Below are 26,450 nucleotides of genomic sequence, written 5' to 3'. Positions count from 1 at the left end.
AATGACAATTAACATTCAAAACACAAAATCAGGAACACCCATCAGTAAATATATCTACGGGCACTTTTCAGAACACCTTGGCCGTTGTATTTATGAAGGCTTATATGTAGGAGAAGATTCGCCTATTCCAAACAAGAATGGGATGCGTACAGATGTTGTGGAAGCTTTGAAAAATATCAAAATTCCTGTCTTACGCTGGCCTGGCGGTTGTTTCGCTGATGAATACCATTGGAAAGATGGGATTGGACCAAAAGAAAATCGAAAAACGATGGTCAACACGCACTGGGGTGGGGTGACTGAGAACAATCATTTCGGGACCCATGAATTTTTTGAATTGATCAAGCAGCTGGAATGTGATGCGTATGTCAATGGAAATGTTGGTAGCGGAACGGTGCAAGAAATGTCAGAATGGGTGGAATACATCACGATGGATGGCATTTCCCCGATGGCCGATCTTCGCAGAGAAAACGGTCATGAAGAAGCGTGGGAAATGAAATTCTTTGGCGTAGGAAACGAAAACTGGGGTTGCGGCGGCAACATGCGACCAGAGTACTATGCGGATCTGTATCGTCGTTATCAAACCTATGTCCGCCAATACGGTGACAAAAAAATCTATAAAGTTGCTGGTGGAGCAAATGTAGATGATTATCATTGGACAGAAACATTGATGAAGAATGCCCATTGGCTGATGGACGGCCTAAGCTTGCACTACTACGTTCATCCCAAAGGTTGGGAAGAAAAAGGCAGTGCGCTGGAATTTGATGAGACAGAGTGGCAAGTGACTTGTGAAAAAGCAGCCTACATGGATGAATTATTGACCCGTCACAGTGCTATCATGGATCAATATGATCCAGAACAGCGCGTCGGGATCATTGTTGATGAGTGGGGAACCTGGTTTACTGCGGAACCCGGAACAAATCCAGGATTTTTATATCAGCAAAACACGATCCGTGATGCGATGGTCGCAGCCATCACCTTGAATATTTTCCATAAACATGCCAAACGCGTGCATATGGCAAATATTGCCCAGACAGTCAACGTCTTGCAAGCGATGATTTTGACAGATGGCGAACAAATGGTGAAAACCCCAAGCTATCATGTTTTTGATTTGTACAAAGTCCATCAAGATGCTGAAACCATTGATAGCCATGGAACTAGCAGCGATACCATTACCTATACGATTTCGAAAAAGGAGGATACGATCCATCTATCTGTTTGTAATTTTGCTACCAAAGGTACGGAAGAATTATTCTTCTCCTTTGAAACAGCGATCAATGAAGTCAAAGAAGCGCGCTATATTGTCGGGGACAAAATGAACGCACACAATGATTTTGATCATCCAGAAGATGTAGTGATCCAAGATTTCGATGACTATTCAATCAACGATAATCAATTAACGGTTAATGTTCCAGCGATGAGTGTATTGACACTGTCTTTAGTGGGGTGATTCTATGACGTGTAAAGGTTGCGATATTAAAGAAACAGCTGTAGCAACTGATGTAGAAGCATTGATTGCAGAACAACTTGCAATTGAGAGCAATCTTGCTGTCCTTGAAGTCGTTAAGCACCGTATTACCATTTGTGAGGCTTGTACATTTCGTTCCCAGCACACCTGTACCAAATGTGGTTGCTTTTATAAATTTCGAGCAAATCTAGCTAAGAAAAATTGTCCTGCTGGAATGTGGGCACAAACAGGGCAGATCATTCAATAACCGTCCTGTTTGTAGTTCGAAGACTTAGCAGAACTGAATTTCATAAGGTATTGATAGAACGAAACTAAAGAAAGTCTATGGTCTCATTTCCGTAGGCTTTTTTGTTTTTTCAGCTAAAACATTGTCCTTGCCTCTGTGTTAAGATAGAGAAAATGATTTTTGTACCAATTTTTCGATAATAAGAGGAACTCTCACTTCGGGAGCTCTTTAGGAGTTGAATTTGTGGAAAATACGAACAATTCTATTGGCTCTGTAATTAAGGAGATACGTAGAGAAAAGCAGTTGACTCAAAATAATATTACAGAAGGATTTTTTTCGACAAGGCATTTGATCAATATCGAAAATGGCTCTGTAAGTCCTAGTACGGAAATATTACTGCATATTTGTCAAAAATTAGGAATCTCCATGGAAGAATTATTTCATCGAGTCTATGCGAAGGATCAAGCAGCGCTTGATGAGATAAAAGTGACGTTTACTTCTCTTTATGAAAATGGAGCATTTGATCAGATCAATGAAGCTCTTACGGAAAAGTTGGCGCAAATCAGTCATAAATATATCCGTGGCACAATTACGTATAAGTTTCTAAGTATTATGACAGCGTATTATGGTGAAAATAATGAGCAGACGTTATTTCACTTAGAACAACTTCTTGAAAATAACCCAATCATTTTAGAGCAACCATTTAAGGATTTACATACAAATATTCTGATTCAATATATCCAAGTCAGTTCGTATTCAAAAAAGTCATTGGTACTTGCGCAATCCATTGATTTCATAAAAGATAGTGCATTGACCTATGTTATCAATACGGGATTGCTAATCGATCAAGAGTGGGGAAAAGTCATAACCAATTGTCGGTTATCTATAAAAGAAGTCCAGAATAAATCGCTGTTTATTTTGCCGGGGTTATATCTTCAGTTAGGGATTTCTTTACACAAGATGAATGATGCAAAGGGACTTTTATATATGAAGAAAGCATTTGTACTGGCACAACTCAATGGTCAGGCCTATTATTTAAAGGGGTTTACGGAAATGTTGGCTTATTTTGAGGTCCATCTCCCAAAAGATCTTTTGGAGGAAAGCCAAGACTTATTCTCTGGACAGTAGGGTATCCTTCCGTGCTGTCTCACATTTATTTTGCTTAAATTCCAGAAAAGGAACAAGTGAATTATCCTTCACTTGTTCCTTGTTTCTTTCTATTCTATAGTGTTGCTAACAACAAAAGTTCTTAGGATAGGAGGAGGTTAAGTGAATTTGATTTTTGAATATACGTCAAAAAGAAGAATGCTTTTTTGTCTTTTATTGATGATTTTGACGTCGGCTACAAATGCGTTTACGAGCGTCTTTTGTCGGAAAGTGACTGTAATATTCCATCGGGAGAGGCGCTTAACTTTGTGTCGAATGATTTGAAACTGTTAGAACAAAATTATTTAGGTAGTTTTTTTCAAATTGTAAAATTATTAGCCACTTTTGTTCTCTCGTTGATAACTGCTGTTTTCTACGATCTGCAGATGGCCATGGTTTTTATTGCCTTTTCACTCATTCCGTTGTTTATACCTCATCTTTTTGAAACAAAAATCAAGCGCGCTTCTAAAGAGTGGTCGGCTGCAAATGCGATTTTTATTTCAACTTTTAAAGAAATGGTTGCTGGTCTTACTGTCATCAGGATGTTCCAAAGTCAAAACTATTTTTTTGAAAAAAATGCTGCGGGAATTGATACCATGGAGCAAAAATTACAGCAGATGAATTTCTTAACCAAAATCAGTTCTGCACTGATTCATACCGTTGGAACGATCTGTTTCTTTTTTCCTATTATGATTGGTGGAATCCTTGTGGCGAAAAATCAGTTAGCACTGGCTAATCTGATGGGTCTGGTGCAAATTTCCAATACTATCGTTAATCCATTGATTTCAGGCATTGCTTTGATGGGTACCTTTCATTCTGTGCAACCAATTATCGAAAAATTACCAAAGTCCTGTTCTTCTACACCTTCTTTTGCGAAGAAACAACGGTCTTCTGTTACTGGAAGGATTTGTTTTCGTGATCTAACTATTTACAGAAGCGAACGGCCGCTCTTTCAGCCGATAAATGACACGATTGAGGCAGGAGAAAAAGTGCTGATCAGAGGACGCTCGGGGATTGGAAAATCGACATTCTTGCAATTGCTTTTACATGAAGAAATTCATTACCAAGGAAGTCTTGAAGTTGAGAAGAAAAAGAGTTTGACAGAGAAACCAGCAGATCTGCTGTTGGTTCCTCAAGAGCCCTTCATAATGAATGCCTCGCTAAAAGAAAATATCTGTTTTGATGAAACTTTCTCTACTAAGGAATATCAAGAAATTCTTGAGAAAACAGACTTGACATTACTCGCACAAGAATGGGGAAACAAGCTTCTTGGAGAGAATGGTCAGTATTTGTCTGGTGGTCAAAAGCAGCGAGTCGTGTTAGCTCGAACGCTGATTCGACAGCCCAAAATCGTACTTTTAGACGAATGCACTTCCGCACTCGATCATGAGGCGACCAAAAAGTTACAGAGGATCATTCACTCGTTACCTCAAACGGTCTTAGAAGTTGCCCATAAAGTAACGGTCGAGGAGGAGCAGTGCTACGATAACGTCATCGAATTAAGGGATTAAACAGAAAAAACCACCGTATGTGGACTTGGTCCTAAATACGGTGGGAATATCGGTTATTTCGACGAACGACTGGCTGGGTCCAAACGTCGTTCAATAAAGCCTAATCCTAAATCGGTGATGATTGCCATCAATGCAGTGGGTAAAGCTCCGGCAAGAATGATTGAAGCGCCATTGGTTGCATTTGTCCCACGGATGATGATATCACCTAGGCCACCAGCACCTACGAAGGCGCCAATGGCAGTGATTCCAATTGCAACGACTAATGCATTACGAATACCTGCCATGATCACGGAGACGGATAAAGGCAATTCGATCATATACAGTCGTTGCCAACTTGTCATGCCCATTCCTTTACCAACATCTAGTGTATTACGGTCTACCTGGCGCATGCCGGTATAGGTGTTTTTGATGATCGGTAAGAGCGAGTAGAGAAAAATCGTCAGAATAACGACATTGACGCCTAATCCCATTCCAATCATCAAAATCGAGATCATTGCTAGCGAAGGGATTGTTTGGATGATATTGGCGATGCGGATCACCCAATCGGCCATACGCATCTTTTTAGAAATCCAGATTCCTAGTGGAATACCAACGATTGCAGCGAATAAAACGCCATAGATAGAGATCAGGAAGTGACGAACAAACTGTGCAAAGACATAACCGCCATTTTCCTGAAAGTAGGCAATAAATTGTTGAAATAGATTCATGTCATTCATTTCGTCACTCTCCTTCAAAATAATTATTTTCTTGTAAGAAACGTTCTGCGACCACTGTCGGTTCCAACAGGTCATTATCAACTTGATAATTTAGTTGCTGCATTTTTTCAGTGGAGATGGTATCAGCAAGCTTGTTCAAGGCGTCCGCTACTTCTGGTGTGTCTTTGATTAATTTGTCATCGACTACTGGAGCTGCATCATAAGGTGGGAAGAAATTCAAATCATCTTCCAGCATTACGAGGTCATAACTAGCGATCCGTCCATCCGTTGAATACCCGAGTACGATATCCATTTTTCCGTTGTCAACAGCATCGTAAACGAGACCGATCTGCATAGGCAAAATGTTTTTGAAAGAAAAGCCATATGCTTCTTGGAAGCCATCATACCCGTCACCTTCACGGGTGATCCAAGCTGTATCGACACCAGCAACCAACTGATCGGCAACGCCTTTTAAATCACTGACTTTTTTCAGATTATATTTTTCTGCAGTGTCTTTTCTGACTAGAAAAACATATGTGTTATCAAAGCCGTAGGAAGGGAACCATGTCTGATGGTAACGTTTCTCAAATTCTTTTTTTACGGTATTGAAGGCAGCAGTTGGATCAGATTCTGGCTCTAAGCCAAGTGTTGTTGTCAAATCTGTTCCGGTATAACGAGCGGCAGAGATAGACGCATCGCCGTTCATCATTGCTTGATGATTGATCGTCGTTGTTGCTAAGTTATTAATGACAGTGGTATTTTTGTCCGTATAATGTTCTACCATTCCTGCTACAATAGCGCCAAGAATCTGAGCTTCAGAAGTGATTCCTCCTGTGATAGCTACGGTGTCTTCATTAGATGTAGAAGCAAGTCCTGGAAAGGAGCAGCCTGAGAGTAAAATAATGATCATGGATAACAAAAGACCAAATTTCGCTTTGATTTTCATTTAGGCATCCCCCTTTAATGCAGCTGGTGTTAGTTTATTCTCAAGTAATCCGAGTAACCAGTCTGCTAAAAGTGCAAAAATCGTCACTGGGATCGTGCCGGCAAAAATCAATGCCGGTTGATAGTTATTCAATCCACTAAAGATCAAGTCTCCAAGACCTCCTGCACCAATGTACGAAGCCAAGGTTGCCCAGGCTAAGACATAGACTGCTGACAAGCGGATACCCGCCATGATCGTTGGGATCGCTAACGGCAGTTCCACACTAATGATCGATTGGAAGTTAGTCATTCCCATTCCTTTAGCGACATCTCGATAATTCCAATCGACTTTCTTCATGCCAATATAGGTGTTCCGCAAAATAGGCAGCAAAGAATAGATAAAGAGTGCAACAATAGCTGGGACTTTACCGACCCCTAAAATCGGGATCATCAATGCCAATAGTGCCAATGAGGGAACAGTTTGCAAGGCACTAGTCACACCGATCACGATAGAAGCGGCTTTGGGAAAGCGTGTCAATAGAACGCCCAAAGGGACTGCAACGACAATGCCTAGAAATAATGCGGCAAAGGAGATGTATAAATGCTCAATGCTTTTCGTGACCAATTGGCCGCCATATTCATTAAAGAAGCTTTGCATGGCTAGACCTCCTCTGGTTTTGCGGATTCGATCGCTTCAAGAAGGGAGGATTCCTCGCCCCAAATAACGTCATAAACAATGTCGACTAATGAAGCACGCGTCAAAATTCCTACCAAATGATTTTCAGCATCCACGACTGGCACATATTTCAAACCACGTTTAAGGATTCGTTGCAACGTATCTCGCAGTAAGGCTGTTTCTTTTACATAGAAAACATCTTTATTAAGAATATCCCCGACACTGGTTACTTTGCCTCGATTGCGGTCGATCGATTCTACATCGATATACCCTTTTAAGACATTGCTATTATCCGTCACTAACAATGTATCTACTCGTTTTTCTCTCATCAGGCGAATCGCTTCTTGTAAAGATTTTTCAGGAGTGATGGCGATTGGTGTTTTGAGCATGACTTCTTTAACTGGTGTGGTGTCTGGTTTTGCTTGCAGAAGGCGGTCTTCACCGATCAATTCTTCAACAAAGGTAGTAGCAGGATTTCGCAGAATGTTTTGCGGTGTATCAAATTGGATGACGCGTCCTTCGCTCATGATCACGATGCGGCTAGCTAACTTTAATGCTTCATCCATATCATGGGTAACGAAGACGACGGTTTTACCTAAACGTTCCTGCAAATCTTTGATCAAATCTTGCAGTGAATCGCGAGTGATGGGGTCCAATGCACCGAAAGGTTCATCCATCAAAATGATATCTTGGTCGGCTGCCAGAGCCCGAACAACACCGATCCGCTGTTGTTGTCCACCAGACAATTCGTGAGGGTAACGATCCAGCATTTCACGAGGAAGTTCCACAAGATCGATCATTTTCTCTGCTGTCTTATTTCTTTCTTCTTGACTGACCTTCAAAAGTTTTTGTACTAATGTAATATTTTCTCGAATCGTCATATGAGGCATCAAGCCGATGCTTTGGATCACGTAACCGATTTGGCGTCGTAATTCTACTGGATTGATATCGGTCACACTTTTGCCATCAATCAGAATTTTTCCTTTGGAGGGGTCTGTCATACGGTTGATCATTCGCATACAAGTAGTTTTACCACTCCCACTGGTACCAATGAAACAAATAAATTCTCCCTTTTCAAAGGATAGATTGACATCTTCGACAGCCACTTTGCCGCCTTTATAGATTTTGGATACATGTTGAAATTCAATCATGATTTCACCTCTAGTTTTATTTAGGCAACAAATGTTATGCCTAGGTTCTGTAAATAGTATGCCTAAAAGTAGGCTGTTATTCAAATATTCTGCCTTTTTTATTCATATTCGCATATTTTAGTGGAAAAGAGTGAGGAATCTCCAATCGGAAATAGTTGATGATAGAAATTTAATCATTGGTAATTTTTCTATCCGTTATTTTAAATTCATTGTGTTTTGGGCAGAAAAGCGTATTTTACGAATGCTATGTTGGGCGTTCCTAGAGAAAGCAGCAGTTTTTTTCCCCTGACTATAAAAACGTGATAGAATAGACGGGCATATGAAAGAAAGAGAGTGACGACATGCTTACAACAGAAGATTTTGACTTTGAGTTACCGGAAGAATTGATCGCTCAAACGCCGCTTAGCGATCGCTCCAGTTCCCGCCTATTGGTCGTGGACCGAGAAAGCGGTGCAATGGAAGACAAACATTTTTATGACATTATTGATGAATTAGCTCCTGGCGATGCCCTTGTGATGAATGATACTCGCGTTTTGCCTGCTCGTATCTATGGCGAGAAAATCGAGACCGGCGCCCATCTAGAGATTTTATTGTTAAACAATATCGAAGGGGACAGTTGGGAAACATTAATCAAACCTGCCAAGCGGGCAAAAGTCGGTACGAAGATCACCTTTGGCGACGGTCGCTTAGAAGCGGTCGTTGAAAAAGAACTCGAACATGGTGGCCGAATCATTCGATTCAGCTATGATGGGATTTTCCTAGAGATTTTAGAATCTTTGGGTGAAATGCCATTGCCGCCATACATCAAGGAACGATTGGAAGATCCAGATCGTTACCAAACTGTTTATGCCAAAGAGAATGGATCTGCAGCGGCACCAACGGCCGGTTTGCACTTTACGCCAGAATTATTGGAGAAAATCGCTGATAAAGGGGTCAAATTAGTTTATTTGACCTTGCACGTGGGTCTAGGAACTTTCCGCCCAGTCAGCGTCGATAATATTGCAGATCACGAAATGCACAGTGAATTTTATCGGTTGACGGAAGAAGCGGCTGCCCAATTAAACGATGTGCGGGCAAATGGTGGGAAAATCGTTGCGGTCGGAACGACTTCGATCCGTACACTAGAGACGATTGGTACCAAATTTGATGGCGAGATCAAAGCCGACAGCGGCTGGACGAGTATTTTCATTACCCCCGGCTATCAGTTCAAAGTTGTCCAAGCCTTCTCAACGAATTTCCATTTACCGAAATCGACATTGGTAATGTTGGTCAGTGCCTTTGCCGGACGCGATCTAACATTAGAAGCTTATCAGCATGCCATCGATGAACGTTATCGCTTCTTTAGTTTTGGCGATGCCATGTTCTTAAAATAAAAAACTGAACGACAAGAGCGGCTCGTTAAGTTGAGATATTTCTCAACTTTTTGAACTGCTTTTTTGTCGTCCAGCTTATAACTAAGGGAAGGTATAAGTGGTGGTCGCTGATGGTTGGTTCATGCAAAGCAATTGTTTCTCAAAATTTGTTTTCTTTTACAAACTTACACATGTTTCGTGTGTTCTGATACAACGTAATAGACGTATCCTTTTTTCGAAAAGATTCTCGATTTTGTGTTACGCTTTTCTGTTACTTTACACGCTTGATACTAGGTGAAACTTGTACGTTCAACAACTTTTAGTAGATTGAGTTTGCGATATTTACAAGACCACCAACAGAGTTGCTACCTTCCTTACATCTATACTATAGCATATTTAGGAAGCGTTTGCAAATAGGTAGGGTATACAAAGTATACCGATCAATTCACAATTTAAAATCTAAAAAGCTGACTTACTAAAACATCGTTTATTTAATAATTAGCAAATCAGCAACCACTCGTTGACGTTCCTAGAGAGTTCACCAATTGTTAGGATCGTTGGTAAACTTTATAAGGGCGTCCGATTTTGGTATAGATAATCTGACTGGTGACATAGTTATTTTTTTCTAAGTAAAGCATGTATTTACGGACTGAGACATGAGAAAATCCGCTGATCTCTACCAAATCCGGGATCGTAAAAGTGTCTGGAAATGTTTGGATAGCCGCTTTGATGCGATCCATGGTATCAGGAGAGAGTCCTTTATCCAGTTCTGTAAGGGATGGCTCGGGACTCTTCTTTGCAACCATTATTTGATCAATGGCTTCTTGGGCAAGACTGCCTTGTTCCAAAGCTTCTTGCCGTTTTAGAAACAGTTCGATACTTTGCCGGAAACGTTCATAGGTAAATGGCTTGACGAGATAGTCCAGAACACCTAAATGTAGTCCATGCTGAATAGTTTGTGTCTCATTGGCTGCTGTGATTAAGATCACTTCGATGGCTTGCTGAGAGTTCCGGATCTCTTGGAGCAAGTCTAAGCCGTTGCCGTTTTTCAAATGGACATCTAGCAGCACTAAATCAACTTGTTTGTTTTGTAGTAAGTGTTCAGCGTCTGTCACAGCAGCTGCCGAATAGATTTCTTGAAATCTGCCGATTTTTTCTAAATAATTTCGATGGATAAATTCCACCATTGGGTCATCTTCGACAATTAATCCATGTAATGGTTTCATTTTATCACCCCATGATAATGCGTTTGTAATTGGAGAACGACAAAGTTAGGTTGTTCTTCTATCAAAAACTCTGCCTGGTAATCTTTTAACATTTGTTGGAAATAGTTGCTGTGAAAACTATCCTGCAATTGCTGCTGATCCGTTGTGGTCAGCTGAATGGTATAGGTCGTTGTCAGCAGGCCTGCTTCATGATGGATCTCGATCCGCAAATCTTCTATGGTGGTCAGTTGCAACAAAACATGATGAATATACCGGTAAAGATCGATCAACGATTTTGTTTCAGCTTCTTGCGAATTGGCGGGAATTTCTGGTGAAATCTCGATCATCAAGTGGATTTTACGCTCAAAGAACTTTTGACGTTCGCCAATCAAAAATCCAGCAACTTGCGGATTCTGAACTAAAAAAGACAAGCGATGAGAGAACTCTTTTTCTGGAGTCAAAATATCATCCAGATAAATTTTCAATTCATCATAGGCTTTTAAATCAGCGAGTCCATAGATCACATGCAGTTTATTCATAAACTCATGGGACTGAGACTGCAGCGCACTGGCATAAGCGGTAGTATTGGCTAACTGATCCATGACGAATAACGATTCTGTCGCATTGCGCAAAAACACGATCCAACCGATTCGTTTCTGATCCACATTGATCGGTGCAGAGGAAAAAAGAAAATCCTGTCCATTTTGCCGATAGAGCTGTTCAACATTTCGCTCCAAGTCTACAGCATTGGTCTGCAAGATCAAATCCTGCAAATGTTTGCCGACCAAGGAGTCATTTTGTCCACTGTTCTTTTGGTAAAGCTCGTTGGCGGCGATATTTGCCAAATTGATTTGCTGGTTCAAATCCAATACAATGACCGCATCTTTGGTTTCTTCCAACATGGCATTGCGTTCTTCAAAGAGACGTGAGATTTCTTTTGGTTCTAAATTATGAAGTTGTCGTTTCAAATAATAGGCAAGTCCAGTTGCTACAAAGGCGGCGATTGTGATACTTAATGCTAAGGCAAGTAGATACCCTTCCCGAGAACTCTTTACTAAAGCACTCAAGGACTGCATACGGATCCCTAAAGCTACTACACCGATTTGTTTTTGCGATTCAGTGAGGGAATAAACGGGAACGAATCCCCGCAACGAGCGACCCAATGTTCCTTCGCTGACAGAAACGTGTTCTTTTCCTTCCAATGCGGTGACTTCATCGCCGCCTTCGAAGTGTTTGCCAATTTGGGTCTCATCTGGATGAGTCAAACGAATGGCTTGCATATCCATAACTACCACGAAATCCAACCCGTGTATTTGTGTCACTTCATTTGTGTAAGCTTCCAATTGATCGTTGGAACGTCCTTCTTCCAAAGCGGTAGTCACTTGTGGATCGATCGCCAGCTGTTTACCGACGGACAAGAGCAGGTGTTCTTCGTTGGAGCGAATAAATGTGGAATTTTGAATAAGGACTAAACCATAAAGAATGGAAGTGACAATGAGTAAGACGATCGTAAAGACTAAAGTCAATACCCCCCATAACCGTAACCCTTTTTTCACTAAATTTCCCCCTTTATTCGTAAATTATAACATAGCGGCGGAATCCCTAAAGGCGCTTTAATTAATTTAAATACTTAAAATAATTAAATAAACTACGAAAAAGAAAACGCTTGCTTTAATCTGTGTGTAACGAGGTACTCGTAGAACTAGTAGATCAATTTAGGAGGAAAGCAAAATGGAAAAGCATATCGAACCCCATGTGGTGAGAGAACAGGTTGAATCGAAAGCAAAAGAAGAGAAGCTAATTGATCGGTGGATGAAAATCAAAATTGGATCAGTTCCGCTGCCAGTATACATTGTTTTATCAACAGTCATCGTAGTCACGGGTCTGTTACAACAATTACCCGTAAATATGCTAGGTGGTTTTGCAGTCATTTTGACTTTAGGGTGGTTATTAGGAACGATTGGTGCCAATATTCCTCTTATCAAGAATTTCGGTGGTCCGGCAATTTTATCTTTATTGGTTCCATCTATTTTGGTTTTCTTCAACTTAGTCAATCCGAATATTCTTGAGTCTGCCGATATTTTGATGAAGCAAGCCAACTTCTTATATTTTTATATTGCTTGTTTAGTTTGTGGCAGTATTTTAGGGATGAATCGCAAAATCTTAGTCCAAGGTTTGATGCGGATGATTATTCCCATGATGATCGGGATGATCTGCGCCATGGGTGTTGGCACGCTAGTTGGGGTATTATTAGGTTTAGAATGGCAACATACATTGTTTTTCATCGTTACGCCAGTGTTAGCTGGCGGGATCGGTGAAGGAATCTTGCCTTTATCACTAGGCTACAGTGCCATTACTGGTATGGGGAGTGAACAGCTGGTCGCACAACTGATTCCAGCAACGATCATTGGTAATTTCTTCGCGATCATGTGTACCGCATTGCTCTCTCGCTGGGGAGAAAAACGACCAGATCTTTCTGGAGGTGGACAATTGGTCAAAATGAAAAATGATGATGACATGGCAGATGCGTTAAAAGATGATTCCGGCGCTTTTGATATCAAGAAAATGGGCGCTGGTGTGCTGACCGCGTGTACACTGTTCATTGCTGGTAGTTTACTGCAGCATTTGACTGGGTTTCCTGGTCCTGTATTGATGATTGTCTTAGCCGCTTTTTTGAAATACTTGAATGTGGTGCCGGCAGAAACACAACATGGCTCCAAACAATTGTATAAATTTATTTCCGGCAACTTTACTTTCCCATTGATGGCTGGTTTAGGATTGTTGTATATTCCATTGAAAGACGTTGTGGGAACACTGAGTGTCCCTTATTTCTTAGTCGTCATCAGTGTGGTATTCACGGTAATTGCCACCGGGTTCGTCGTATCACGGTTCATGAACATGTATCCCATCGAAGCCGCGATTATTTCTGCTTGTCAAAGCGGTATGGGAGGCACAGGAGACGTAGCGATCTTAAGTACCGCTGACCGTATGAACTTGATGCCTTTTGCCCAAGTAGCTACCCGTTTAGGCGGCGCCATCACAGTGATTGCCATGACCGCAATCTTACGAATGATTTTTTAATAAAAAATAGAAAAAACGATCAACTATTGGAGGAACGAATCATGTCAGAAGATGTAAAAGAAATTGCTTTGCGACAAGCCAAAGAACATGGCGGGAAATTGGAAGTAGTATCAAAAGTGGCGATTGAGAATCGAAGAGACTTAAGCATTGCCTACACTCCGGGTGTCGCTGCCGTATCTTCCGCAATCGCAGAAGACAAACAGCTGGCCTATTCATTGACAACAAAGAAAAACACAGTCGCTGTTGTAAGCGATGGTTCTGCTGTGCTAGGTCTTGGTAATATTGGAGCAGAAGCAGCAATGCCGGTCATGGAAGGGAAAGCCGCTTTGTTCAAGCGATTTGCAGATGTTGATGCTATTCCTATCGTCTTAGACACTCAAGAAACAGAAGAGATCATTGCGATCGTCAAAGCAATCGCACCGACCTTTGGTGGAATCAACTTAGAAGATATCAGTGCACCGCGTTGCTTCGAAATCGAACAGCGGCTGATCGAAGAGTGTGCGATCCCGATTTTCCACGATGACCAGCATGGGACGGCAATAGTTGTTTTAGCGGCTGCTTTCAACAGTCTGAAATTGATTGGCAAATCACTAGAAGAAGCCAAAATCGTTGTCAATGGCGGTGGTTCTGCTGGGCTTTCTATTACCCGTAAGTTTTTGGCAGCTGGTGCAAAAAATGTCATTGTCGTAGACAAGGTGGGGATCTTGAATGAAGAAAATGATCAGTTACCACCTCATCATGCAGAGATTGCTAAAGTGACAAACCGTGACCATCTTTCTGGTGATTTGCAGACAGCATTGAAAGGTGCCGATATCTTCATTGGTGTTTCTGCTCCAGGAGCACTAAAGAAGGAATGGATCGCTGAGATGGGAGATAAGCCTGTGATTTTTGCTATGGCTAATCCAGTACCGGAAATCTTCCCAGACGAAGCCTTAGCAGGAGGTGCCTATATCGTTGGTACTGGACGCAGTGATTTTCCTAACCAAATCAACAATGTGTTGGCTTTTCCTGGTATTTTCCGTGGGGCTTTAGATGCTCAAGCCCGCAAAATCACGGTTGAGATGCAGATTGCCGCAGCCAAAGGAATTGCTAGCTTGATCCCAGACGAGGAGCTGTCACCAACAAACATTATTCCGGATGCTTTCCAAGAAGGAGTAGCCAAGATCGTTGCGAATTCAGTCAAAGATGCTGTGGGAGCAAAACGTGTCAATTAACGGAAGAAACATTGCGTTGAGAACAATTTTTCATTCAATCAAAAAAGACCTTACTTTGATATGTCAAAGTAAGGTCCTTTTTTTAAGCTAATGTCTGTTTTGGCAAGTTTTCATAAAAGGCTGCTTTGGTAGCACTGATATAAGGTGTCAACCAAAGATACCCGATACCAGCTGTGATAATGGCCAGAATATGCCAGCCAATAAAACTCAAATCAAGTAAGAACAGTTTTCCTTTATACCCTTTCATCAATCGGCGACTAGCCGTGATGCAAGCAAGAAAATCTGGCCGTGTACCTGTTTGCTCATAGGTATCATAGTAGATGAAGTATGCTTGTGAGTAAGAATAGGATTTGATGATTCCTGGAATCACAAATAATAATGCCCATAAACTAACGAAAATCGTTGATAAAATATAGATGACAATGATACCAAGTGCGAATACACCGCTAAATCCACGAAAGACATCAGAAAATGGACGAATCTCTTGCTTATTGCCGCGTAACAAATCAAGGAATGTCCAAGAAATCCCGGCACCAAACAACGCTGAGAATAATCCGCTGATCAAGCCACCGCCACTACCGCCAGTTGAGTTCGACGCTTCATTGATGGATTGACTATCAAAGGCACCATTTTGGCTTAATGCCATCAAAGGCAACACAACAATCACTACGATCACAACAGCAAAAGCAATAGAGATCAACGTAGGGACCAAACACATCAATACGCTATCTTTCCAGCGTCCATTCAGAACGGATTTGGCTTCACTTTTTAGTTGTCCTCTAGTTTTCATAAAAAAACCTCCTTTCTATCTGCTTAACATGATAGCAAATGAGCATGGATTGTACAAAAAATAAAGCAAAGAAAGGAAAGTTTTTTTGAAAAAGAGGAAGAGAAGCTGAAACCTTCTTGCAAATTCCTAACGCAACCCTTATCATTAATAGCGTTGCACAGTTAATCGAGTCTATAAAGAAAGTAGGGAAATGAATGTCGCAACCTGCCATTCGTTATCGTCTGATCAAGAAAGAGAAACATACAGGTGCCCGTTTAGGTGAATTGATCACACCGCATGGCACTTTTCCAACACCAATGTTTATGCCTGTAGGAACTTTAGCTACTGTTAAGACCCTTGCACCGGAAGAACTGAAAGCCATGGGCGCTGGTGTCATTTTAAGTAATACATATCACTTATGGCTGCGACCAGGAGAAGATCTAGTGGCCGAAGCAGGTGGGCTGCACAAGTTTATGAATTGGGATCAGCCGATTCTAACCGATTCTGGTGGCTTCCAAGTCTTCTCACTAGCAGATATGCGAAATATCGTTGAAGAAGGTGTCCATTTCAAGAACCATCTAAACGGTTCAAAAATGTTCCTTTCACCAGAAAAAGCTATCGATATCCAAAACAAACTAGGTTCGGATATCATGATGAGTTTTGATGAATGTCCGCCATTCGATGAAAGCTATGATTATGTCAAAAAATCAGTAGAGCGGACTTCTCGCTGGGCAGAACGCGGATTGAAAGCTCATGCCAATCCAGATTCTCAAGGCCTGTTCGGGATCATTCAAGGGGCCGGTTTTGAAGATTTACGGAAACAAAGTGCGCAAGATTTGATCAGCATGGACTTTCCTGGTTATTCGATTGGCGGTTTGTCAGTAGGCGAGCCAAAAGCTGAAATGAATCGCGTCTTGGAATTTACCACACCATGGATCCCTGATCACAAACCTCGCTATCTGATGGGGGTAGGAGCCGCAGATTCTCTGATCGACGGCGTTATTCGGGGGGTCGATATGTTTGACTGCGTATTGCCGACTCGAATCGCCCGTAACGGAACATGTATGACGTCTAAAGGTCGTTTAGTCGTGAAGAATGCCCAATTTGCCCGAGATTTCCGACCAATTGATGAAAACTGTGATTGTTATACTTGTAAGAATTATTCACGGGCGTATATTCGTCATTTGATCAAATGTGATGAAACATTTGGGATCCGATTAACTTCTTATCACAATGTTTATTTCTTGTTGAATTTGATGAAACAAGTCCGTCAAGCGATCATGGATGACAACTTGCTGGAATTCCGGCAACATTTCTTCGAAGAATATGGCTTCAATAAAGAAAATGCCAAAAATTTCTAATTTATTCTGGTAAAACGGTAGGAATACACGTCAGATTCTGATAAAGTATCTATAGAAAAGTAAAAAAATCGAGGTGAAAAAAATGGCACAATCTTTACCAATGCTCTTTATGCTTGTTGCTTTGGTGGCAATGTGGTTCTTCATGAGCCGTTCACAAAAGAAACAACAACAAGAACGAAAAAACTTATTGGAAAATATGAAGGCTGGAGATCGCGTAGTAACAATTGGCGGACTTCATGGCGTTCTTTCTGAAGTAAATACAGACAAGAGTACAGTTGTCATCGACTGTGAAGGTATTTTCTTAGAGTTCGATCGGGCAGCGATTCGTACCGTGACACCTGGTACTGGTGCATCTGTTGCAACTGAAATCGAACCAGCTGATGTTGTTGATGAAACAAAAGCAGACGATACAAAAGAATAATTTTTTTTCGATCCGTCTGACAAAGACAGCTATGACTAGAGCGTGGAACAAAAGTGTTTTTTACTTTTGTCCCACGCTCTAAACACGTCTAGATGGTGGGAGCAGAAGCAACTCCTTCGGAAACAAGTCGAAATACCCCCAAATTTGAGAAGCAATTTCCGCGTATTCCTTCTTATTTCTAGGAGTTTAGCACCTCTGTCCCAGCCTCTTTTTTTATAGAGAGGCGCTTGTCCAGATTTTCGCTTGTTCTTTAGCGAGAGCAAAAAAATCAGCAAGCAAAGCATGGAGAATAGGTCTTTTTCTACATTAATAGCCCCCTTAACAAGCATTTCTGTTAAGGGGGCTGTTTGTTTGGTAAAAGTGATGCTGCTACTCGATCGGAATAGTTTTCTTAGGTTCTTTGCCGTGATCATCTTTTGGCAAAGTCAATTTAAGAATACCTTCAGAATAAGAAGCTTTGATGTCGTCTTCTTTGACATTTTCTAGCAAATATTGGCGACGGACACTTGTTAAACTACGCTCGCTGCGTACTAGTTTTCCTTTTTTATCTTCAGTCGTAGTATCCGATTGATGTTGACCAGCAATCGTCAAAATACCATTCTCATAAGTGACTTGAATATTTTCTTTAGGAATACCAGGCAGCTCTGCTTCAACGAGATATTCCGAATCATTTTCGTGAATATCTGTTTTGATCATGTTCGCTTTAAATCCATCAAAAAAACTGCGACCAAAATCTTCGAAGAAATTAAAAGGTGTCATACTATAGGCATCTGAGCGACGAGGTTCAATCTCATGTGACATAATAATCAATCCTTTCTTTAATTTTCTTTCCAATTATTATTTTAGTCAAATTTAGTCAGTTTTCAAGTATTTTACTCTCCTTTTTCTAGCACACATGTCAGGATAAATTTTATCCCTCGATCCTGAGAAAGACTATGGGTCAGCAAAGTCGATTTCTTTAAAGAAAATAAGTTTCTTGATGACAGTATATACTTAATGATATATACTATGATTGAAGCGGAAGGAGATGCCTATGCCAAAAAGAATAAAACGATTCGCTGTTGCACTCATTTATGCACTGTTATCATCCATCGCATTGAATATGTTCTGGCTGCCAGGAAATATATTTGCCAGTGGAATTACTGGACTGTCACAATTATTGTCGCAGCTCTTGGAAGTATACTTTGGTATCGAGTGGTCAATCCCTGTGTTGGTCTTATTTTTTAACGCGCCTTTGTTAGCGATTGCATGGTGCAAAATCGATCGTGATTTCACGCTTATGACGGTTTGTACTGTCTTCCTCTCATCTGTTATGATGAAGGTGGTCCCAGTTGTCACATTGACTACAGATCCAGTCATCTGTGCTGTTTTTGGCGGGGTGCTCCATGGGTTTTCCGTTGGTCTGACTTTAAACGATGATTTTTCCACAGGAGGATTAGATATTTTAGGGATCTTAGTGAAGAGAATGACCGGCAAAAGTATCGGCAGTTTCTTTATCTTTTTCAATGTCAGTCTTCAACTCGTTGCCGGAATGATTTTTGGCTGGCCGTACGCTTTTTATAGTGCCATCTCTTTCTTTATCAGTGGTCGAATGGTAGACTACGTGAACCTCAAGCAAAGGCGTGTGCAATTACTAGTAGTAACCGAAAAAGCGGAAGGTGTCATTGCAACATTACAATGTGCACTTCAGCGAGGGATCACAGTGATCAATGATGTTGAGGGGGGCTTTGATCATCAACAGAAGAAATTGTTACTTTTAGTCATCTCCCAAAAAGAATTAAAGACAGTTGAAGGGATGATTCAATCCGTCGACAACCAGGCCTTTGTTAGTGTGGCTTCTGGTGTGAGTGCGAATCGTCCATTTTATGAATGGTAGAGTAGAAAGTAGGGAATCAAGTGAAAAAACAAGCCGTTTTTCAGGAAGTAGCAGATAAAATCGCCCAACGTGTCAATGATGGCACTTATGTAACGAGTCAGAAGCTGCCTTCTGATTATGATTTAGCGGAAGAATTTCAATGCAGTCGGCTAACTGTCCGCAAAGCAATCGATCTTCTGATCACCCAAAATATCCTAGTCAAAGAAAAAGGCAAAGGAACGTATGTGATGAAGCAGCCAAAGATCCAGAGTGGATCTGGCGGATTGCAAAGTTTTACCGAAACGGCCAAAGCCCAAGGGAAAAAGACCCGAACCGAAGTATTACAAGTAGAGACAGTGAAAGAATTACCGACGAAGATCCGTCAGATGTTCGGCAACTATGGGAAAGAACCCATGGTGTATCTGACTCGCTTGCGTTACTTTGATGATGAACCGATGACGGTGGAGAATCTCTACGTATTGAAGCGTTATTTAGAAAAAGAGTCCGGCGAAATCACCCAAGATCAGTTAGAGTCTTCTTTATATGAAGTAATCGAAGCCAACATTGAGATTGGTTATTCCCATCAAGAAGTGGAAGCAGTCAAAAGTCCGCCGGACATTGCCAAGCTATTGCATGTATCCGAAGAGGAACCAATGCTTCTCGTCCATTCGATGACGTATTCTCCTTCTGCGAAACCGATCTTGTTCGATACGTCTTTTTATCGTGCAGATAAATATACCTTTAAAAATACATTGGTACGTCAAAAATAAGGGGTGGCAAAAATGGATCAAATCAGCACAGCCATTGAGGAAAACTGGCTGGATTTTCTAAACTTACTCAAACAAGTCATGCAAGTTCCTAGTGTCAAATCTGAACCCGCGCCACATGCTCCCTATGGTAAGGAAACGCGGCGAGTTTTGTCTTTGGTAATGGAAAAAAGTGCCGCTTTTGGATTTGAAACAAAGGTGATCGATGATGCGATCGGCTATGCACAGTGGGGAAACGAAGGAGCGGACTACATCGGTGTCCTGGGACATCTCGATGTGGTGCCTGCTGGTTCAGGCTGGGATTTTCCGCCGTTTGATTTAAGTGAAAAAGATGGCCACCTTTATGGTCGAGGAATTCTAGACAACAAAGGACCAATCATTAGTTGCCTTTATGGGATGAAATTATTGAAAGAATTAGGACACCAACCGAAAAAAAATCTGCGGATTATCTTTGGTACAGATGAAGAAAGTGGTATGTCGGATGTTCCTCATTATTTGGCCGCAGAGCAACCACCTGTTTTCGGATTTACGCCAGATTGTAAGTATCCGGTAGTCTATGGCGAGCGAGGCGTCGTCATTGTAGCGCTCCATTTTCCACTGCCAGACGATGAACTACAGCAACTCACTTCGTTTCAGGGCGATCAATTCCGAGACCATGTTCCTGACGACTTGAGTGTAAGCATTGCCGGTCAGAAGTTTGAAGTCACAGGGAAACGTTCTCCAAGCAATGCTCCTGAATTGGGAGAAAATGCAATTACGATCCTGGCAGCCCAACTGGCTGAGAAACAAACTATTCCTCCAACCATACAATCTTATTTTCGTTGGATCTGCCAAAGCTTTCATCAGCAGCATTTTGGAGAAGGGATTGACTTGGCGCTGGCTGATGAAGATTCTGGTAAATTGATTTTGACGCCTGTCGTGATGCAAAAGTCTCTCACAGGATTAGTGTTAGAAGTTGCCTTTCGCTACCCAGTGACTGTTACAGAAACAGACGTGTTGTCCCGTTTGAAAAGGCAACTGCCTATCGGTGTCGAACTAGAAGTCATTCGCAGTATTCCCGGGTTTTGCCGAGACAAAGAATCAACCGAAATAGCTAAACTGTCGACGATTTATCACACAGTCACAGGCAATGACCCTAAACCAGTAACCACAACAGGGGCAACCTATGCACGCAAAATGCCGAATATTTTGGCATTTGGTCCGTCTTTTCCTGGTCAAAAAGGGATTGCACACAATAAGAATGAGTACATGGACAGTGCTGACTTACGGATGAATTTAGAAATCTACATGCGCAGCATCAAAGCATTAACAGAATAAGAATGCCCTGGGTGAACCCTCAACAATAAAAAATTAATCCGAAACGAGTTTCTTATAAATCAATGAGAGTTGAAAGAAACTCGTTTTTTAGTATAGACATACTAGTATATACCATATAGAATATACTTGTAAGCGCTACAAATGATGGAGGGAAAGATATGTGGGGAATGATAGCAACTTGGCGAATGGCACATGATGGTGTACTGGCAGCCAAAGAACTTTTAGAAGCACAAGCGTCATGCAAAGATGCAGTAGAAACTGCCATCAAAGCAGTGGAAGATTATCCATTTTATAAATCAGTTGGTTATGGCGGATTGCCAAATGAACGCGGAATCGTCGAAATGGATGCCGCTTTTATGGATGGTGAAACATTTAAGATTGGTGCCGTTGCAGGGATTACCGATGTTGCCAATCCCATCTCAGTTGCACGCCAATTGAGTGATGAGAAATTCAACAGCTTTCGAGTAGGGCAAGGAGCCACTGAATACGCGATGTTGGCTGGATTTGAACGTAAGAATATGTTGACCGATCGGGCAAAAAAAATCTGGGAAAAACGATTAGCAGAAATCGCTGCTTCCAACCTCGATCCCTACGATGGCCATGACACGGTTGGCGTTGTCGCTCTCGATACGCAACAGCAAATGGCAGTCGGAACCTCTAGCTCTGGTTTGTTCATGAAAAAACAGGGACGAGTGGGAGATTCACCATTATCCGGCTCAGGATTTTATGTAGACAGTACGATTGGCGGAGCTGCCGCTACAGGTTTGGGTGAAGATTTAATGAAAGGCTGTCTTTCTTATGAAATCGTCCGCTTGATGGGAGAAGGCCTTTCGCCGCAAGATGCTTGTGATCAGGCTGTTTATGGGTTTGAAGAACGATTACGCAAACGTTATGGCAAAGCAGGTGCGTTCTCGTTGATTGCATTAGATAAAAATGGGGCATGGGGGGTGGCAACAAATGTAGAATTTACATTTAGCGTTGCGACAGCTGACCAAGAACCGGCTATTTATATGGCCAATCCTGGTCCAGATCAAACCACGGTGATCACACCGATCACGCAAGAGTGGCTTGATGCATATGAAGCACGCATCAAAGCACCGGTATGATTTCAAAAAAAGAGGATTGCAAAGAGCAAGATCTCGAAAGGAAGAGTGGAATGTTCGATAAATTAGAAAATGTGTTGATGCCGCTTGCGGTAAAGTTAGGGCAGAACAAAATTTTGATCGCAGTGCGGGATGGCTTTTTGATCACGACACCATTAGTGATTGTAGGATCGATTTTCTTACTGTTCGCAAATTTTCCAATACCAGGGTGGTCAGAGTTTTGGGCAGGAATGTTTGGTACAGGTTGGGAGTCGTGGGTCACTCGGGTTTCTGGTTCTGTCTTTAATACAGTTGGCTTCTTTTCATGTCTAGGAACGGCGTATGCTTATGGGCGGGAAAAGAAAACCGATCCTATCCAAGCGGCAGCGGTAGCCGTGATTGCGTTTTTGATTTTAACACCAAATAAGCTGATCGTTGAAGGAGTGGCTGATCCAGTTAGCGGACTTTCTTTTGATCACTTAGGAACAAATGGGATTTTTGTCGGTTTGCTAGTCGCACTTATTTCTGTAGAAATTTATGCTTATACAACAAAACGAGGCTGGACCATCAAGATGCCTGATGGGGTTCCACCTGCAGTAACGAAATCCTTTGCTGCGCTGATTCCAAGCGCACTAGTCATGCTCTTATTTTTTGTCATCAATATATTATTTGGTATGACCCCTTTTGGTACCGTCCATGATTTTATCTTTAATGTCTTGCAAATGCCATTAAAAGGAGCCGGTAATACATTAACCGCACAGATCGTCTATAGTTTAGCCTGTACGATTTTTTGGTTCTTTGGGATCAATGGTCCAGCGGTAGCCAATTCTGTATTTGCGCCGATCCTAAGAATTCTAACCATGGAAAACCTAGATGCCTTTCAAGCTGGTAAAGATTTGCCAAACATCTTCACGGATCCATTTTCGAACTTCTTTACTAACTTTGGCGGCGGTGGTTCTACACTTTCCCTCGTAATCATCATGGTCCTGTTCTGTAAATCAAAACGGATCAAAGAACTAGGGAAACTTTCACTCGTTCCTGGAATTTTCGGGATCAATGAGCCAATCATCTTTGGTTTGCCAGTCGTATTGAATCCAATCATTATTATTCCTTTTATTGCTGTTCCAATGGTTAATCTGCTTTTATCAACATTGGTAACCAACCTAGGAATCATTCCTTATACAACCGGCGTTTCATTGCCATGGACGACCCCGATCGGCTTCTCAGGGTATTTGAGTACCGGCAGTCTGGTTGCCTCCGTCTGGCAATTGATTCTATTAGCCATTGGTTGTTTGATCTACTATCCATTCATTATGGCATTAGACAAGCAATACCTGAAGGATGAACGGGAAGCAGAACAAGCCAAAAGTGAAGAACTGGAATTGTCGTTCGATGATATTTCCATCGATCACTTGTTATAGAAGGGGGATCACAATGAAAATAATCTTTTTGCTGGATCAAATTCAAGCCGGACTTGGTGGGAAAGAACATGGGGATCAGCCATTAGGGGGGCAAAAGACAGCGATTGGGTCTGTCAAAATGTTCGAAAAGTTATTAAAGGAAAAGAACATGGAGGTTCTTGCCACGATTTATTGTGGTGATGACTATTATCGAAAGCAAGCAAAGGAATCTTCTTTGAAGATTGCCGCGATGGTACAGAAATTAGGCGCAGATGTGTTGCTTTGCGGTCCATGTTTTAATTATGAAACATACGGGGAAATGGCTGCTGAAGTTGCGAAAGTTGTCGAAGAGAAGGTTCAGATCCCGGCTGTTGCGGCGATGTCCATTGAATGCCAAGAGGCAATCACAAGATTTAAAGATCAAGTAGATATTGTAAAAATGCCAAAAAAGGGTGGTACTGGATTAACAGAAGCAATGAACGAAATGTTGACTCTTTGTCAGTTGAAAGCAGAGAAACGAGATACGACGGATTATGTCAAGAAACATTGTTACTAAGGAGTGGTAAAGCAGATGGGACAAATGGATCAGCTGGAAAAAGTGGTCAAAACTCCCGGAATTTCCGGAAGAGAAAAAACAATCTCTAAATTATTGAAAGAGTACTATGCACCTTACTGCGATGAAATCATCTATGACAACCTAGGTTCGATCTATGGGGTCATCAAATCTGAAAAAGAGAATCCAACCACTGTTTTAGTGACTGCCCATATGGATGAACTTGGGTTTATTGTCAAAAAAATCGAAGAAACCGGCTTGATTCGCGGACTGATAATGGGGAAAATCGAGCCGAATAGCTTATTAGGACAGGAAGTCCACCTGTACAATCGACAAGGGAAAGCCTACCCAGGCGTCATTTTAGGACGAAACAAAGCAAACCAGGTTCAGGGAAAAGAGGACGTTTTATTAGATTTTGGTTTTTCTTCAAAAGAGGAAGCATTGTCAGAAGAAGTTTCTTTGGGAGATATGGTGACATTTGCGCCCAAATTTACTGTCAGCAAAAATGGAAAAGAATGGATCGCTCCAAATTGGAATGGACGGATTTCTGTCAGCCAAACGATTGATCTGTTACGTCAAATTTATGAAAATCAACTCAGCTTCCCTTTTGATTTATATGTTGGATGTACAGTTCAGGAGCAAGTCGGTGCCAGAGGTGCTCAAACAGCAGCGAATCTGGTTGCACCAGACCTAACGATCATCCTAGATACAAATCGAGCCTGGGATTATCAGGAAGATGCTGGCGATGTACAAGGAGAACTCTCAAAAGGGCTTCTATTGACATATTATGATCCTTCCGTTTTGCCAAATCGGTTGCCGATGGAAGAATTAAGAAAAATCTGTGAAGAGGCAGCATTGCCTTATCAATATTATTTCTCATTAGAAGACTCAGACGGTGCTTGGTTCAACAAATTACGGACGGGATGTCCAGTCTTATTTATGAACATGCCTGTAAGAAATATGAACACAGCAGCTCAAGTTGTTTCGCAAGAAGATTATGAAACAGTCAGTCAAGCCCTCTATCTTTTTCTGAAAGACTTAGACGAAGCAGCGATTGTTTCATTCAAAGAAGAAAACCGCTAGGAGACGATCCCTATGAGAGCTGTAGACTTAGAAATCCTAAAAGAATTAAGTGAAGCCGATGGTATCGGCGGCCGGGAAAAAGAAATATCCAGAATCGTGAAGAAATATGCAGAAGGAGCAGTTGACTCCTGTTTTTATGACAACCTTGGTTCATTGATCTTAGTAAAAAAGAGTTCTAAAGCGAATGCGCCCAAAGTGATGTTGTCAGCCCACATGGACGAAGTCGGTTTCGTAGTTCGAAAAATCACCAAGGAAGGTTATTTGAAACTCTTACCGGTAGGCGGCTGGTGGGGACACGTCATGCCTGCACAAGAAATGCGTGTTACAACGATGGAAGGCAAGAAATACACAGGGGTTATTGGAAGCCGAGCGCCCCACGGGATGCCGCCGGAAGAAAAGAATAAAGTGATCCCAGCAAATGAGTTTTATTTAGATATGGGGGTCCCGTCAGCTGAATACATTCGCCAGTTAGGAATAAAAATTGGCGACATGGTGACACCTAAGACCGCCTTTCGTGAGATGAATGATCCAAATTACTTGCTAGGAAAAGCGTGGGATGACCGAGTTTGTGTGGGGGTCTGCATTGAGATCATGAAAGCTTTAGTCAAAGAAGAGCTAGCTATTGATGTCTACTTTGCGGCAACGACTCAAGAAGAAGTCGGTATACGTGGTGCCCGCACAGCTGCCCACAGCATTAAGCCCGATTTGGCGATTGCGTTAGATGTTACTACCGCTGTAGACACACCTTTTGATCAAGGGGGATTAGAGCTAGGAAAAGGTCCTGTACTCTCTGTTTTGGATTCGCTAACGATCGGTAATAGTGAACTGCTTGCAAAAATGGAAGAGATTGCAGCAAGACAAAAACTACCTTATCGGCATGACTTCATGACTGTTGGAGGGACAGATGCTTGCAACATCCATAAAGCAATGACAGGAGTTGTTGCAATGACAGTATCGATTCCAACAAGGTATATGCATTCCTCAAGATTAATCATCCACAAAGAAGATTATTTGCAAACAATCCTTCTATTGAGTGAATTTTTGAAAAAAATCACCTCTGAAGAAATACGCTCCTTCAAAATAGGACAATAGAGTGTTATTGTTCATCTGTTTGAATGCAAAACCAAAATCAGTATCCATCATACTAAGAACCGATATATTTGAGAATCAATCAAATATATCGGTTCTTTTTCTTT

The 26,450-nt window shown here is 41.6% G+C and carries 25 protein-coding genes; 17 read left to right on the top strand and 8 right to left on the bottom strand.

Features of this window, described 5'->3' with window-relative positions:
* Nucleotide 1 precedes the first annotated feature (1 nt).
* The 4 genes from EG2_RS01285 to EG2_RS01270 all read left to right on the top strand — a co-directional run bounded on the left by EG2_RS01285 (nt 2) and on the right by EG2_RS01270 (nt 4,348).
* Complete coding sequence (locus EG2_RS01285) at nt 2–1,447, top strand: alpha-N-arabinofuranosidase (protein ID WP_060813167.1); 1,446 nt, start codon at nt 2–4, stop codon at nt 1,445–1,447.
* A gap of 4 nt (nt 1,448–1,451) precedes the next feature.
* Nucleotides 1,452–1,712 (top strand): DUF6171 family protein, encoded by a 261-nt coding sequence (locus EG2_RS01280; protein WP_060813166.1) that lies wholly within the window; start codon nt 1,452–1,454, stop codon nt 1,710–1,712.
* Between the two features lie 222 nt (nt 1,713–1,934).
* A complete protein-coding gene (locus EG2_RS01275) occupies nt 1,935–2,819 on the top strand; it encodes a helix-turn-helix domain-containing protein (RefSeq protein ID WP_060813165.1) in 885 nt (294 codons plus the stop codon).
* Between the two features lie 185 nt (nt 2,820–3,004).
* A complete protein-coding gene (locus EG2_RS01270) occupies nt 3,005–4,348 on the top strand; it encodes an ATP-binding cassette domain-containing protein (protein WP_060813164.1) in 1,344 nt (447 codons plus the stop codon).
* A 53-nt stretch (nt 4,349–4,401) separates the two neighbouring features.
* Here the strand turns inward: EG2_RS01270 and EG2_RS01265 are convergent, their stop codons facing one another.
* Genes EG2_RS01265 through EG2_RS01250 form a run of 4 tightly spaced genes read right to left on the bottom strand, consistent with a single transcriptional unit; the run spans nt 4,402 to nt 7,794 of the window.
* Nucleotides 4,402–5,064: an ABC transporter permease gene (locus EG2_RS01265; RefSeq protein WP_003128239.1), complete on the bottom strand. Its 663-nt coding sequence runs from the start codon at nt 5,062–5,064 to the stop codon at nt 4,402–4,404.
* Nucleotides 5,065–5,068: 4 nt separating this feature from the next.
* The gene (locus EG2_RS01260; protein ID WP_003128240.1) at nt 5,069–5,989 is read right to left on the bottom strand and encodes an osmoprotectant ABC transporter substrate-binding protein; all 921 of its coding nucleotides are present in this window, start codon (nt 5,987–5,989) and stop codon (nt 5,069–5,071) included.
* Nucleotides 5,990–6,625: an ABC transporter permease gene (locus tag EG2_RS01255; RefSeq protein ID WP_003128241.1), complete on the bottom strand. Its 636-nt coding sequence runs from the start codon at nt 6,623–6,625 to the stop codon at nt 5,990–5,992.
* Between the two features lie 2 nt (nt 6,626–6,627).
* Nucleotides 6,628–7,794, bottom strand: a complete 1,167-nt coding sequence (locus EG2_RS01250; RefSeq protein ID WP_005470181.1) for a betaine/proline/choline family ABC transporter ATP-binding protein — start codon at nt 7,792–7,794, stop codon at nt 6,628–6,630.
* 341 nt (nt 7,795–8,135) lie between these two features.
* Between EG2_RS01250 and queA the strand changes: the two genes are divergently transcribed.
* Entirely contained in the window at nt 8,136–9,167 is a 1,032-nt protein-coding gene (queA, locus tag EG2_RS01245) for a tRNA preQ1(34) S-adenosylmethionine ribosyltransferase-isomerase QueA (RefSeq protein WP_060813163.1), read from the top strand.
* Nucleotides 9,168–9,694: 527 nt separating this feature from the next.
* Here the strand turns inward: queA and EG2_RS01240 are convergent.
* Together EG2_RS01240 and EG2_RS01235 are read right to left on the bottom strand one after the other, a co-directional pair.
* Nucleotides 9,695–10,372 (bottom strand): response regulator, encoded by a 678-nt coding sequence (locus tag EG2_RS01240; protein ID WP_060813162.1) that lies wholly within the window; start codon nt 10,370–10,372, stop codon nt 9,695–9,697.
* Nucleotides 10,369–11,907 carry a Spo0B domain-containing protein gene (locus EG2_RS01235; protein ID WP_060813161.1) on the bottom strand — a complete coding sequence of 513 codons (1,539 nt, stop codon included), beginning with the start codon at nt 11,905–11,907 and terminating at the stop codon, nt 10,369–10,371. Before EG2_RS01235 ends, EG2_RS01240 begins: the two co-directional genes overlap by 4 nt.
* Before the next feature lie 256 nt (nt 11,908–12,163).
* On the opposite strand from EG2_RS01235, the gene EG2_RS01230 reads away from it, so the two are divergent.
* Entirely contained in the window at nt 12,164–13,432 is a 1,269-nt protein-coding gene (locus tag EG2_RS01230; RefSeq protein WP_228159341.1) for a 2-hydroxycarboxylate transporter family protein, read from the top strand.
* 38 nt (nt 13,433–13,470) lie between these two features.
* Nucleotides 13,471–14,646: an NAD(P)-dependent malic enzyme gene (locus EG2_RS01225; RefSeq protein ID WP_115241671.1), complete on the top strand. Its 1,176-nt coding sequence runs from the start codon at nt 13,471–13,473 to the stop codon at nt 14,644–14,646.
* An 82-nt stretch (nt 14,647–14,728) separates the two neighbouring features.
* On the opposite strand, the gene EG2_RS01220 is transcribed toward EG2_RS01225, so the two are convergent.
* Nucleotides 14,729–15,436, bottom strand: a complete 708-nt coding sequence (locus EG2_RS01220; RefSeq protein ID WP_003128265.1) for a DUF975 family protein — start codon at nt 15,434–15,436, stop codon at nt 14,729–14,731.
* 194 nt (nt 15,437–15,630) lie between these two features.
* On the opposite strand from EG2_RS01220, the gene tgt reads away from it, so the two are divergent.
* The gene (gene tgt, locus EG2_RS01215; RefSeq protein WP_060813158.1) at nt 15,631–16,776 is read left to right on the top strand and encodes a tRNA guanosine(34) transglycosylase Tgt; all 1,146 of its coding nucleotides are present in this window, start codon (nt 15,631–15,633) and stop codon (nt 16,774–16,776) included.
* Nucleotides 16,777–16,858: 82 nt separating this feature from the next.
* Nucleotides 16,859–17,197, top strand: a complete 339-nt coding sequence (gene yajC / locus EG2_RS01210) for a preprotein translocase subunit YajC (protein WP_005470213.1) — start codon at nt 16,859–16,861, stop codon at nt 17,195–17,197.
* A 369-nt stretch (nt 17,198–17,566) separates the two neighbouring features.
* Here the strand turns inward: yajC and EG2_RS01205 are convergent, their stop codons facing one another.
* Nucleotides 17,567–17,998, bottom strand: a complete 432-nt coding sequence (locus tag EG2_RS01205; protein WP_003128269.1) for an Hsp20/alpha crystallin family protein — start codon at nt 17,996–17,998, stop codon at nt 17,567–17,569.
* Nucleotides 17,999–18,230: 232 nt separating this feature from the next.
* On the opposite strand from EG2_RS01205, the gene EG2_RS01200 reads away from it, so the two are divergent.
* From EG2_RS01200 to EG2_RS01165, 8 genes are all read left to right on the top strand, one after another.
* Nucleotides 18,231–19,073, top strand: coding sequence for a YitT family protein (locus tag EG2_RS01200; RefSeq protein ID WP_060813157.1), 843 nt, complete (start codon nt 18,231–18,233; stop codon nt 19,071–19,073).
* Nucleotides 19,074–19,093: 20 nt separating this feature from the next.
* Complete coding sequence (locus EG2_RS01195; protein ID WP_060813156.1) at nt 19,094–19,822, top strand: GntR family transcriptional regulator, LSA1692 subfamily; 729 nt, start codon at nt 19,094–19,096, stop codon at nt 19,820–19,822.
* 12 nt (nt 19,823–19,834) lie between these two features.
* Nucleotides 19,835–21,136 (top strand): Sapep family Mn(2+)-dependent dipeptidase, encoded by a 1,302-nt coding sequence (locus tag EG2_RS01190; protein WP_060813155.1) that lies wholly within the window; start codon nt 19,835–19,837, stop codon nt 21,134–21,136.
* A 158-nt stretch (nt 21,137–21,294) separates the two neighbouring features.
* Nucleotides 21,295–22,242: a N(4)-(beta-N-acetylglucosaminyl)-L-asparaginase gene (locus tag EG2_RS01185; protein ID WP_060813154.1), complete on the top strand. Its 948-nt coding sequence runs from the start codon at nt 21,295–21,297 to the stop codon at nt 22,240–22,242.
* A gap of 50 nt (nt 22,243–22,292) precedes the next feature.
* Nucleotides 22,293–23,639, top strand: coding sequence for a PTS sugar transporter subunit IIC (locus EG2_RS01180; protein WP_060813153.1), 1,347 nt, complete (start codon nt 22,293–22,295; stop codon nt 23,637–23,639).
* A gap of 13 nt (nt 23,640–23,652) precedes the next feature.
* Nucleotides 23,653–24,174: a GrdB-related putative oxidoreductase gene (locus EG2_RS01175; protein ID WP_060813152.1), complete on the top strand. Its 522-nt coding sequence runs from the start codon at nt 23,653–23,655 to the stop codon at nt 24,172–24,174.
* A gap of 15 nt (nt 24,175–24,189) precedes the next feature.
* Nucleotides 24,190–25,254, top strand: coding sequence for a M42 family metallopeptidase (locus EG2_RS01170; RefSeq protein ID WP_060813151.1), 1,065 nt, complete (start codon nt 24,190–24,192; stop codon nt 25,252–25,254).
* A gap of 12 nt (nt 25,255–25,266) precedes the next feature.
* Nucleotides 25,267–26,346, top strand: a complete 1,080-nt coding sequence (locus EG2_RS01165; protein WP_060813150.1) for a M42 family metallopeptidase — start codon at nt 25,267–25,269, stop codon at nt 26,344–26,346.
* Nucleotides 26,347–26,450 lie beyond the last annotated feature (104 nt).

Origin of the sequence: Enterococcus gallinarum NBRC 100675 (assembly GCF_001544275.1) — a bacterium.
In the GTDB taxonomy this organism is placed as follows: Bacteria; Bacillota; Bacilli; order Lactobacillales; family Enterococcaceae; genus Enterococcus_D; species Enterococcus_D gallinarum.
This window is presented reverse-complemented; position numbering and strand designations above follow the sequence as displayed.

Bases quoted from the DNA above. Each gene is read 5' to 3' on its own strand.
- EG2_RS01285 (WP_060813167.1), top strand. From the start codon at position 2: ATGACAATTAACATTCAAAACACAAAATCAGGAACACCCATCAGTAAA.
- EG2_RS01280 (WP_060813166.1), top strand. From the start codon at position 1,452: ATGACGTGTAAAGGTTGCGATATTAAAGAAACAGCTGTAGCAACTGAT.
- EG2_RS01265 (WP_003128239.1), bottom strand. From the start codon at position 5,064: ATGAATGACATGAATCTATTTCAACAATTTATTGCCTACTTTCAGGAA.
- EG2_RS01260 (WP_003128240.1), bottom strand. From the start codon at position 5,989: ATGAAAATCAAAGCGAAATTTGGTCTTTTGTTATCCATGATCATTATT.
- EG2_RS01255 (WP_003128241.1), bottom strand. From the start codon at position 6,625: ATGCAAAGCTTCTTTAATGAATATGGCGGCCAATTGGTCACGAAAAGC.
- EG2_RS01250 (WP_005470181.1), bottom strand. From the start codon at position 7,794: ATGATTGAATTTCAACATGTATCCAAAATCTATAAAGGCGGCAAAGTG.
- queA (WP_060813163.1), top strand. From the start codon at position 8,136: ATGCTTACAACAGAAGATTTTGACTTTGAGTTACCGGAAGAATTGATC.
- EG2_RS01240 (WP_060813162.1), bottom strand. From the start codon at position 10,372: ATGAAACCATTACATGGATTAATTGTCGAAGATGACCCAATGGTGGAA.
- EG2_RS01230 (WP_228159341.1), top strand. From the start codon at position 12,164: ATGAAAATCAAAATTGGATCAGTTCCGCTGCCAGTATACATTGTTTTA.
- EG2_RS01220 (WP_003128265.1), bottom strand. From the start codon at position 15,436: ATGAAAACTAGAGGACAACTAAAAAGTGAAGCCAAATCCGTTCTGAAT.
- tgt (WP_060813158.1), top strand. From the start codon at position 15,631: ATGTCGCAACCTGCCATTCGTTATCGTCTGATCAAGAAAGAGAAACAT.
- yajC (WP_005470213.1), top strand. From the start codon at position 16,859: ATGGCACAATCTTTACCAATGCTCTTTATGCTTGTTGCTTTGGTGGCA.
- EG2_RS01205 (WP_003128269.1), bottom strand. From the start codon at position 17,998: ATGTCACATGAGATTGAACCTCGTCGCTCAGATGCCTATAGTATGACA.
- EG2_RS01200 (WP_060813157.1), top strand. From the start codon at position 18,231: ATGCCAAAAAGAATAAAACGATTCGCTGTTGCACTCATTTATGCACTG.
- EG2_RS01190 (WP_060813155.1), top strand. From the start codon at position 19,835: ATGGATCAAATCAGCACAGCCATTGAGGAAAACTGGCTGGATTTTCTA.
- EG2_RS01185 (WP_060813154.1), top strand. From the start codon at position 21,295: ATGTGGGGAATGATAGCAACTTGGCGAATGGCACATGATGGTGTACTG.
- EG2_RS01180 (WP_060813153.1), top strand. From the start codon at position 22,293: ATGTTCGATAAATTAGAAAATGTGTTGATGCCGCTTGCGGTAAAGTTA.
- EG2_RS01175 (WP_060813152.1), top strand. From the start codon at position 23,653: ATGAAAATAATCTTTTTGCTGGATCAAATTCAAGCCGGACTTGGTGGG.
- EG2_RS01170 (WP_060813151.1), top strand. From the start codon at position 24,190: ATGGGACAAATGGATCAGCTGGAAAAAGTGGTCAAAACTCCCGGAATT.
- EG2_RS01165 (WP_060813150.1), top strand. From the start codon at position 25,267: ATGAGAGCTGTAGACTTAGAAATCCTAAAAGAATTAAGTGAAGCCGAT.